At 68.5% G+C, this 8,289-nt stretch carries 12 protein-coding genes; 6 read left to right on the forward strand and 6 right to left on the reverse strand.

The annotated features are described in order from the left end of the window. Positions 1 to 104: 104 nt before the first annotated feature. The 4 genes from HP507_RS00500 to eno all read left to right on the forward strand — a co-directional run bounded on the left by HP507_RS00500 (position 105) and on the right by eno (position 2,965). Complete coding sequence (locus HP507_RS00500; RefSeq protein ID WP_175349933.1) at positions 105 to 608, forward strand: fluoride efflux transporter FluC; 504 nt, start codon at positions 105 to 107, stop codon at positions 606 to 608. Next, a complete protein-coding gene (locus HP507_RS00505) occupies positions 605 to 976 on the forward strand; it encodes a fluoride efflux transporter FluC (RefSeq protein WP_079238230.1) in 372 nt (123 codons plus the stop codon). Before HP507_RS00500 ends, HP507_RS00505 begins: the two co-directional genes overlap by 4 nt. A 32-nt stretch (positions 977 to 1,008) precedes the next feature. Beyond that, the gene (locus tag HP507_RS00510; RefSeq protein ID WP_079238229.1) at positions 1,009 to 1,494 is read left to right on the forward strand and encodes an inorganic diphosphatase; all 486 of its coding nucleotides are present in this window, start codon (positions 1,009 to 1,011) and stop codon (positions 1,492 to 1,494) included. Positions 1,495 to 1,630: 136 nt separating this feature from the next. Beyond that, the gene (gene eno, locus HP507_RS00515) at positions 1,631 to 2,965 is read left to right on the forward strand and encodes a phosphopyruvate hydratase (RefSeq protein ID WP_175349934.1); all 1,335 of its coding nucleotides are present in this window, start codon (positions 1,631 to 1,633) and stop codon (positions 2,963 to 2,965) included. Here the strand turns inward: eno and HP507_RS00520 are convergent. Next, positions 2,950 to 3,876: a LysR family transcriptional regulator gene (locus tag HP507_RS00520; RefSeq protein ID WP_134194760.1), complete on the reverse strand. Its 927-nt coding sequence runs from the start codon at positions 3,874 to 3,876 to the stop codon at positions 2,950 to 2,952. The two genes, eno and HP507_RS00520, sit on opposite strands and share 16 nt — an antisense overlap. Before the next feature lie 142 nt (positions 3,877 to 4,018). Between HP507_RS00520 and HP507_RS00525 the strand changes: the two genes are divergently transcribed. Both HP507_RS00525 and HP507_RS00530 read left to right on the forward strand, forming a co-directional pair. Next, a complete protein-coding gene (locus tag HP507_RS00525) occupies positions 4,019 to 5,116 on the forward strand; it encodes a TDT family transporter (RefSeq protein WP_254700853.1) in 1,098 nt (365 codons plus the stop codon). After that, on the forward strand, positions 5,113 to 5,697 hold the full coding sequence (locus HP507_RS00530) for a uracil-DNA glycosylase family protein (protein WP_175349936.1): 585 nt from the start codon (positions 5,113 to 5,115) through the stop codon (positions 5,695 to 5,697). The genes HP507_RS00525 and HP507_RS00530 overlap by 4 nt, the downstream gene beginning before the upstream one ends. 67 nt (positions 5,698 to 5,764) lie before the next feature. Here the strand turns inward: HP507_RS00530 and HP507_RS00535 are convergent, their stop codons facing one another. From HP507_RS00535 to HP507_RS00555, 5 genes are all read right to left on the reverse strand, one after another. Further along, positions 5,765 to 5,932 carry a hypothetical protein gene (locus HP507_RS00535; protein WP_175349937.1) on the reverse strand — a complete coding sequence of 56 codons (168 nt, stop codon included), beginning with the start codon at positions 5,930 to 5,932 and terminating at the stop codon, positions 5,765 to 5,767. A gap of 279 nt (positions 5,933 to 6,211) precedes the next feature. Beyond that, positions 6,212 to 6,667: a hypothetical protein gene (locus HP507_RS00540; protein WP_246328678.1), complete on the reverse strand. Its 456-nt coding sequence runs from the start codon at positions 6,665 to 6,667 to the stop codon at positions 6,212 to 6,214. 134 nt (positions 6,668 to 6,801) lie between these two features. Continuing rightward, entirely contained in the window at positions 6,802 to 7,284 is a 483-nt protein-coding gene (locus HP507_RS00545; RefSeq protein ID WP_111057347.1) for an inorganic diphosphatase, read from the reverse strand. Between the two features lie 29 nt (positions 7,285 to 7,313). Beyond that, positions 7,314 to 7,685 carry a fluoride efflux transporter FluC gene (locus HP507_RS00550; RefSeq protein WP_111057348.1) on the reverse strand — a complete coding sequence of 124 codons (372 nt, stop codon included), beginning with the start codon at positions 7,683 to 7,685 and terminating at the stop codon, positions 7,314 to 7,316. Then, entirely contained in the window at positions 7,682 to 8,185 is a 504-nt protein-coding gene (locus HP507_RS00555; protein WP_175349938.1) for a CrcB family protein, read from the reverse strand. The genes HP507_RS00550 and HP507_RS00555 overlap by 4 nt, the downstream gene beginning before the upstream one ends. Positions 8,186 to 8,289: the final 104 nt, after the last annotated feature.

The following is an 8,289-nucleotide window of genomic DNA, read 5'->3' on the forward strand; positions in this document are numbered from 1 at the left end:
CTGTACCGGCCGACTGGCGCCGGTTCGTTGCAGCCGCGGGGTGGGGAGTACCTCGACCCTGCAGCACATCACGCCGCGGCTCTCGTCGCGGCAGAAGGCGGAACATGACCACCCGAACGGACACCCCGATACTCGATGATCAGCTCCCATCCGACCCCGACGTCGATGTTTCCGATCCGCGACCGGTCATGCGGCCCGTGCACTTGCGGTGGCGCTACCTTGGCCTCGTCGCGCTCGGCGGTGCCGTCGGCACCGCGCTCCGCGACGTCATCAGCGGCCTCCTCCCCGCAGATGGTGGGGTGAGCTGGTCGATCTTCTGGATCAACATCACCGGCGCACTGCTGCTCGGTGTGCTCCTGGAAGCGCTCGCGCACCGCGGGCCCGACCAGGGCCGCCGTCGCGTCCTGCGGCTCCTTCTCGGCACGGGGGTCCTCGGTGGGTTCACTACCTACAGCACACTCGCCGAGTCCACCGCCGCGCTGTTCCTGGGCGGGCATGGCCTCGCCGGCACCGGGTACGCGCTCCTGACCGTCTTGTCTGGTGCGATCGCGACCGCCTGCGGGCTCGTCGTCGTGTCTTGGTTCCGTCCGCGGGAGGTGCGCGCATGAGCCCGCTCCTGGTCCTCGCCGTCGCGGCCGGTGGTGGGGTCGGCGCTGCCGGACGGTTCCTTCTCGACGGCCTGATCAACACGGGCCGGCAGTTCCGGCTCCCGGTCGGGACGTTGACGATCAACATCACCGGGTCGCTGCTACTCGGGATCATCGTCGGCGCTGCTACACACCTCGGCGCGGTGCCGGTCGCGGTCCTCGGGACCGGGGTGATGGGCGGCTACACCACATTCAGCACCGCCAGCTTCGAGACCGTCCGCCTCGCCCGCGGCGGCCGGATCAACGCCGCCGCCGTCAATGGTCTCGGGATGCTCGTCGTCTCCGTCGCCGCAGCGACCGCCGGCATCCTCCTCGGCGGTCTGCTGTGACCGCCACCCCACATCCTGAAACGGACCTCCCCATGCAGTTCGACGTCACGATCGAGATCCCCCGCGGCAGCGGCAACAAGTACGAAGTCGACCACACCACCGGCCGGATCCGGCTCGACCGGGCCGTGTTCACCAGCATGGTGTTCCCCCAGGACTACGGCTCCATCGACAACACCCTCGGCGAGGACGGCGACCCCCTCGACGCGCTCGTGCTCCTACCCCGCCCCACGTTCCCCGGCGTCGTGATCGACGTCCGCCCGGTTGGGATGCTCCGCATGGTCGACGAGAACGGCGGCGACGACAAGATCCTCGCCGTCCCCGCCGGCGACGACCGGTTCGAAGACCTGCAGGACATCAGCGACGTCCCGGAGCACACCCTCATCGAGATCGAGCACTTCTTCTCCCACTACAAGGAGATCGAACACGGCAAGCACGTCACCACCAACGGGTGGGCCAACCGTCCTGCTGCCGAAGCCGTTATCCGCACCGCACAGGAAGCCCACACCCGACACCCGTGATCCACGGGCCCCTTGACCGCCGCGGGGAGGCACTGGCGCTGAGTGATCGCCAGCAGGTCGTCCCCTCCGCCTCCCCGCGGCTTTCCCTTCCATCCGCACGACCACGACGCATGACCCGACCAGAAGGAGCGTCACCATGAACGACTACATCAGCGGCATCCACCACCACGGAGCCCACCAGGGCGAGTACGTCACCCACCACGACCACCCCGTCACCATCGACGCCGTCCACAGCACCCGCATCCTCGACTCCCGCGGCTACCCGACCGTCCGCGTCCTGCTCGAACTCGACGACGGCCGCACCGTCACCGGCGACGCCCCCGCGGGCGCATCCACCGGTGCCCACGAAGCCATCGAGCTCCGCGACGGCGGAACAGCGTTCGGCGGCCGCGACATCACCCAGGCGCTCCACCTGATCAACACCGACATTGCGGGCCTCCTCACAGGGCGATCGTGGTCCGCAATCGGACAGGTCGACGCCGCCCTCGCCGAACTCGACGGCACCACCGGGTACCGCCGGCTCGGCGCGAACAGCGTCGTCGCAACCTCCATCGCCGCATCCCGGGCGCTCGCACACGCCGCGGGCCTCCCGCTCTGGCAGTGGATCGCCGAGATCACCGGCTCGACGCCGCGGATGCCGGTCCCGCACTTCAACGTTCTCAACGGCGGCGCGCACGCAGCGAACAAGCTCGACTTCCAGGAGTTCATGATCGCCCCCGTCAACGCCTCATCGATGGCCGACGCTGTCCGCATCGGCGCGGACGTGTACCACGCCCTCGCGGGCCTGGTGCGGGACCGGTTCGGTAGCCTCGGCCTCGGCGACGAGGGCGGCTTCGCACCATCGATCGCTGCACCCGAGGAAGCGCTCGACCTGCTGGTCACCGCGATCCGCGCCGCAGGCTACGAGCCGGGCGTCGACCAGGTGGCGATCGCCCTCGATCCGGCCGCGAACGAGTTCTCCCTCGGAGACGGCTCGTATCGGATGCTCGACGACAGCCTCGACCGGGACGGGTTGGTCGACTACTACCGGCAGCTCATCGACACGTACCCGATCCGCAGCATCGAAGACGGGTGCGCTGAGGACGACTATGACGGGTTCCGCCGCATGCAGGCGGCGCTCGGTGACCGGATCCAGAACGTCGGCGACGACCTCTACGTCACCGACCCCCAACGCATCCGCGACGGCGGCGAGCAACGCCTGACGAACGCGGCACTGATCAAGCCGAACCAGATCGGCACCGTCTCCCAGACCCTCGGCGCGATCGCCACCGCCACCAGCATCGGGATGGCCAGCATGGTGTCGCACCGTTCCGGGGAGACCACGGACACGTTCATCGCCGACCTCGTCGTCGGGACCGGCACTGGGCAGATCAAGTCCGGCGCACCCGCCCGCGGCGAACGGGTCGCGAAGTACAACCGGCTCACCGAGATCGCCGAGCAGCACCCGGATCTGCCCTACGGACTGATCTGACCACCGGCACTCGAGCTGCGAGCGGTGTCCAAAAACGCCGTGACAGCAGGCCCGGGGTGGCCCGACCAGATCGCACGCAGCGACCGGATCAGCGGCGGGCCGAGCAGCGGCACTCGGACGAGGGCACCGTCGGCGAGGTCCCTGCCGACGGTGCGGAGACTCATCACCGCCGGAGCGATGCCCGCTCGAGCGTTGGCGCGGATGATGCCCGTCGTCTCCAGTACCGCCGCTGGCGGAACGAGGGTGCGGCCCGCATCGTCGAGCCACGCCTCGACCGTGGCGCGGGTGCCGGACCCTTCCTCACGGAGCAGTAGCGGCGTCTCCGCGAGGTCATCCGCGGTGATGCTCGAAGCCCGCGCCCACGGATGGTGCGGAGCGACGACAACCACGAGTTCGTCCTCGTCGACCACCAGAGAGGAGAGGTCAGGTGGCGCAGCAGGGGTCTCCGTGAATCCGACGTCGGCAGCGCCGGAGCGAACAAGGTCGATCACAGCGGTGGAGTTGCCCGCGATCAATCGGACCGACGCATCGGGCGCGGCAGCACGGTGGGTGAGCAACCATCCAGGCAGCAAGAGTTCGGCGATCGTCTGCGACGCTGCGACCACGAGGGATCCCGCCGGTTCTCGAAGCGCGACAAGTCCTGCTTCGAGCCGCTGCGACGCCTCCAACACCGGAACGGCCAGACCGAGCACCACCCGGCCGGCGTCGGTCAAAGCTGTCCCGGATGCTCTCCGGTGCGCCAGCGGCTGACCGATCGCCTGCTCCGCGGCACGCAGTCGCGCAGACACCGCCTGCTGTGTCACCCCCAACACTTCGGCCGCGCGGGTCAACGAACCGGTTTCCGCGACGCGGACGAGGACCTCGAGAGTGTCGAGGTCCAGGGTCCGGTCGGTCAGCCGTCGCAGTGCCACAAGCAAACATTGTGCCCCGCCAACAAGTTCGCCGTTCCCGAACCATGGGAAACACGCGCACGCTGGGTGCATGTCCGCTCACCTCGCCCATGCACCCGCACCCGCACCCGCACGTTCCGAGCATGGTGTGCAAGAACGGCGGTTGTTCCGGGAGTTGGAGCGGCCCGGGCTGATCGTGTCGAACCTGACCCCGAACTGGTTCGCATCGATCATGGGGACCGGGATCGTCGCCGTCGCGGCTGCGTCGTTGCCGCTGCAGTTCCCAGGTCTGCGCACTGCGGCGACGGTCGTATGGGCGATCGCCGCGGTCCTGCTCGTCGCCCTCACGATCGCGACGGTGCTGCACTGGATCCGCTACCGGAGCACCGCAGCGAAGCACCACCTGCACCCGGTCATCTCCCACTTCTACGGGGCACCGCCGATGGCGTTCCTCACCGTTGGTGCCGGAACGATCCTGCTCGGCAAGGACTGGATCGGCCTCCCGGCTGCCGTCACCGTCGACTGGGTGCTCTGGAGCATCGGCACCATCGGAGGACTGCTCACGGCAGTGCTCGTGCCGTACCTGGCGTTCACCCGCCACGAGAACACGCCCGACTCCGCGTTCGGCGGTTGGCTGATGCCGATCGTCCCGCCGATGGTGTCCGCCTCCACCGGTGCGCTCCTGCTGCCGTACGCTCCCGCCGGGCAGGCGCGGGAGACGCTGCTGTGGTCCTGCTACGGCTTCTTCGGCCTCAGCCTCATCACGTCGCTGGTGGTGATCACGCTGATCTGGAACCGTCTCGCGCAGCACAAGGTCGGCGCCGCGGGCATGGTCCCGACTCTGTGGATCGTCCTCGGGCCGGTCGGACAGTCGATCACCGCCGTGAACCTCCTCGCATCGAACGCCCCCACCGTTGTCGATGCGAGTACCGCGCATGCCCTGCTGGTCGTGGCGCTGGTGTACGGGTTCGCGATGCTCGGCTTCGCGCTGCTGTGGACCGTCATCGCCCTCGCGATCACCATCCGCACTGCCCGAGAGCACTTGCCGTTCAGCCTGACCTGGTGGTCCTTCACGTTCCCCGTCGGGACCTGCGTCACCGGCCTGAACGGCCTGGCCCTGCACTCCGGACTCACCGTCGTCGCCGTCCTCGCAGTTGTCTACTACGTCGGCCTCGTCGCCGCGTGGATCACCGTTGCCGTCCGCACCTTCCACGGCTCCGTCATCCGAGGCACCCTCCTGGCACCGCCACAGCCGGCGTGAGCTCCGCCGAGGAGCTCGCGGACGAGCTCGCGGACGTTCGATCGCTGAACGCCCTCGCCGAGACATGGCGCACCGCACCGGACGGCTCGCGACGGTTCGTCCCGAGCTTCGACCCACGATCCGGCGGCACATCAAGCCGCGTGCTGGTCCTCATGCAGTCGCCCGGCCCGCAGACCATTGCCGCCGCGCACTCGGCGGTCTGCAGCGAGGACAACCCGGGCCCGACCGCGGCCGCGTTCCGCGCAGCCCGCATCGAGTCCGGACTCGCACGCAACGAGTACCTCCGCTGGAACCTCATCCCCTGGGAAGTCCCCGGCCGCGTACGACCTGCGGACATCGACGAGGGGCGACGCGCCCTCGGAGCTTTGCTCGAGGCGCTCCCCGTGCTCGACGCCATCGTCACTTACGGGACCGTTGCCCTTGACGGAGTCATGCGGCATCTCACCCTGGACGAGCACCCCAGACTCATACCCGTCATCGCGGCGCCACACCCCTCTCCCGCCAACGGCCGCCACCGCGCGGAACAACAACGACGTTCCGTGCAAGCACTCCAGCTTGCCGCACTGAAGCGACCGGTGTAGCGAATACGAAGGTTTGTGGTACGTCTTTAGGACAGAGCTCTCCCCGCAGACTCGGCAGGCGCAATTTTTACTTCCGGCGGTTGAAGACCCGCGCGATTGCGTTGAGGATCTTCACGACCCGCTTGGTGCGCTTGTGGCTGGATACGGTCCAGACGAACAGGACGCATGCGATCAGCGTGGGTGCGTTGGCGCCGGAGTTCGCCGCCATCTCGATGACGGTTTCCGTCGTGAGCATGGCTGTCCTCCTTGAGGGGTTGGCCGAGCCCGGCCAGACCCGCGCGGGTTGCGCGGGGGTTCGTGGTGTCGGTGCGTGTCGACAGGGTCGTGCGCTTTATGCCTCTGGCCGGATGGGTCGCAGCTTCGTCATTCAGCGGTGGTGGTTGCACGACGCAGGGTGCGTGGCGTCTTCTGGGCATGAAAAAAGCCGGGCCCTGGGGGTCCGGCTGTTTACTCAGTTCTGCTGCGTGTTGGCGAACGTATCGCGGTTGGTCGCCATCCGGGGAAGAGACGCACTTCACCCGAGGCAGCTCCAGTGTACGGCTTGGAGTGGACATGAGAAAAGCCGACCCGCTATCGATCGGCCTTTTTGGGCGCACACGCTCGTGCCGTCGAGCTCCGCGAGGGCCGCGTCGATCTGCCCGATCGCGATCCAGGATCGGCCGGTGAGGAGCCCCGCGATCTCAGTGTCGATCATGTGCAGTGCTTGGGTGACGTCGCGGCCGCCGAACGCGGTGCCGCCGTCGCGGAGTTCACGGGCTTCGTGCGCGCCGGTGGATGCTCCGGCGGGGGCGTCGCCGGTGACGGTGCGGCCGTCTTCGAGCTCGAGGGACACGCGGACGGTTGGGTAGCCGCGGGAGTCGAGGATGCGGCTGCCATGCACCGACTCGATACCGACCGGGTGGTTGTGGTGGGTGACGTACTCACCCTGCGGTGTGCCGTGGTGGTGGGTGCCGCTGATGTAGTCGTTCATGGTGACGCTCCTTCGTTCGGGTCGTGCGTCGAGTAGTGCTGGTGTGGGCTGGGCCGCGGGGAGGCGGAGGGACGACCTCCTGGCGATCACTGGGCGCCAGTTGCCTCCCCGCGGCGGTCTGTGAGGCGCCGCGGTCAGGGGTGCCGGGTGTGCGCTTCTTGCGCGGTGCGGATGACTGCTTCCGCGGCGGCACGGTCGGCCCACCCGTTGGTGGTGACGTGCTTGCCGTGCTCGATCTCCTTGTAGTGGGAGAAGAAGTGCTCGATCTCGGCCCGGGTGTGCTCGGGAACGTCGACAACGTCCTGCACGTGGTCGAACCGGTTGTCGCCGTTGGGGACGGTGAGGATCTTGTCGTCGCCGTTCTCGTCGACCATGCGCAGCATCCCGACCGGACGGACGTCGATGACGACGCCGGGGAACGTGGGACGGGGCAGGAGCACGAGCGCGTCCAGTGGATCGCCGTCCGCGCCGAGGGTGTCGTCGATCGAGCCGTAGTCCTGCGGGAACACCATGCTGGTGAACACGGCCCGGTCCAACCGGATGCGACCGGTGGTCTGGTCGACTTCGTACTTGTTGCCGCTGCCGCGGGGAATCTCGATCGTGACGCCGAAGTGCATCAGGGCCTCCGATTCGGGAGTTGGTGTGGTCATAGGGCACCGCCGAGGAGAATTCCGGCGATCGCTGCGGCGACGGAGACGACGAGCATCCCGAGACCGTTGAGGGCGGCGGCGTTGATCCGGCCGCTGCGGGCGAGGCGAACGGTTTCGAAGCTGGCGGTGCTGAACGTGGTGTACCCGCCCATCACCCCGGTGCCAAGGACCGCAACCGGCACCGCACCGAGGTGGGTGACGGCGCCGACGATGATGCCGAGCAGCAGCGACCCGGTGATGTTGATCGTCAACGTCCCGACCGGGAGCCGGAACTGCCGACCCGTGTTGATGAGCCCGTCGAGAAGGAACCGGCCGGCGGCACCGGCACCACCACCGAACGCGACGGCGAGGACCAAGAGCGGACTCATGCGCGCACCTCCCGGGGGCGGATCCAGGACGCGACGACGAGCCCGCAGGCGGTCGCGATCGCACCGGACAGGATGGTCAGAAGTGCGTACCCAGTGCCCGCAAGGCCATGCCCGTTAAAGAACAGCGCGGAGGTGGACTCGGCGAGGGTGCTGTAGGTGGTGAACCCGCCGAGGGCCCCTGTGCCGAGGAGGAGCCGCAGGATGCGGCGGCGGCCCTGGTCGGGCCCGCGGTGCGCGAGCGCTTCCAGGAGCACACCGAGCAGCAGCGCGCCGGCGATGTTGATCCAGAAGATCGACCAGCTCACCCCACCATCCGCTGGCAGGAGGCTGCTGATGACGTCGCGGAGCGCGGTGCCGACGGCACCGCCGAGCGCGACGAGGCCGAGGTAGCGCCAGCGCAGGTGCACGGGCCGCGTGACCGGTCGCGGGTCGGAGACATCGACGTCGGGGTCGGGTGGGAGCAGATCATCGAGTATCGGGGTGTCCGTTCGGGTGGTCATGTTCCGCCTTCTGCCGCGACGAGAGCCGCGGCGTGATGTGCTGCAGGGTCGAGGTACTCCCCACCCCGCGGCTGCAACGAACCGGCGCCAGTCGGCCGGTACAG

Source organism: Curtobacterium pusillum, assembly GCF_013359865.1.
Classification (GTDB): Bacteria; Actinomycetota; Actinomycetes; order Actinomycetales; family Microbacteriaceae; genus Curtobacterium; species Curtobacterium pusillum.

What these genes read in the sequence shown, in the direction of transcription:
- HP507_RS00500 (WP_175349933.1), top strand. Translation starts at nt 105, where the DNA reads ATGACCACCCGAACGGACACCCCGATACTCGATGATCAGCTCCCATCC.
- HP507_RS00505 (WP_079238230.1), top strand. Translation starts at nt 605, where the DNA reads ATGAGCCCGCTCCTGGTCCTCGCCGTCGCGGCCGGTGGTGGGGTCGGC.
- HP507_RS00510 (WP_079238229.1), top strand. Translation starts at nt 1,009, where the DNA reads ATGCAGTTCGACGTCACGATCGAGATCCCCCGCGGCAGCGGCAACAAG.
- eno (WP_175349934.1), top strand. Translation starts at nt 1,631, where the DNA reads ATGAACGACTACATCAGCGGCATCCACCACCACGGAGCCCACCAGGGC.
- HP507_RS00535 (WP_175349937.1), bottom strand. Translation starts at nt 5,932, where the DNA reads ATGCTCACGACGGAAACCGTCATCGAGATGGCGGCGAACTCCGGCGCC.
- HP507_RS00540 (WP_246328678.1), bottom strand. Translation starts at nt 6,667, where the DNA reads ATGAACGACTACATCAGCGGCACCCACCACCACGGCACACCGCAGGGT.
- HP507_RS00545 (WP_111057347.1), bottom strand. Translation starts at nt 7,284, where the DNA reads ATGCACTTCGGCGTCACGATCGAGATTCCCCGCGGCAGCGGCAACAAG.
- HP507_RS00550 (WP_111057348.1), bottom strand. Translation starts at nt 7,685, where the DNA reads ATGAGTCCGCTCTTGGTCCTCGCCGTCGCGTTCGGTGGTGGTGCCGGT.
- HP507_RS00555 (WP_175349938.1), bottom strand. Translation starts at nt 8,185, where the DNA reads ATGACCACCCGAACGGACACCCCGATACTCGATGATCTGCTCCCACCC.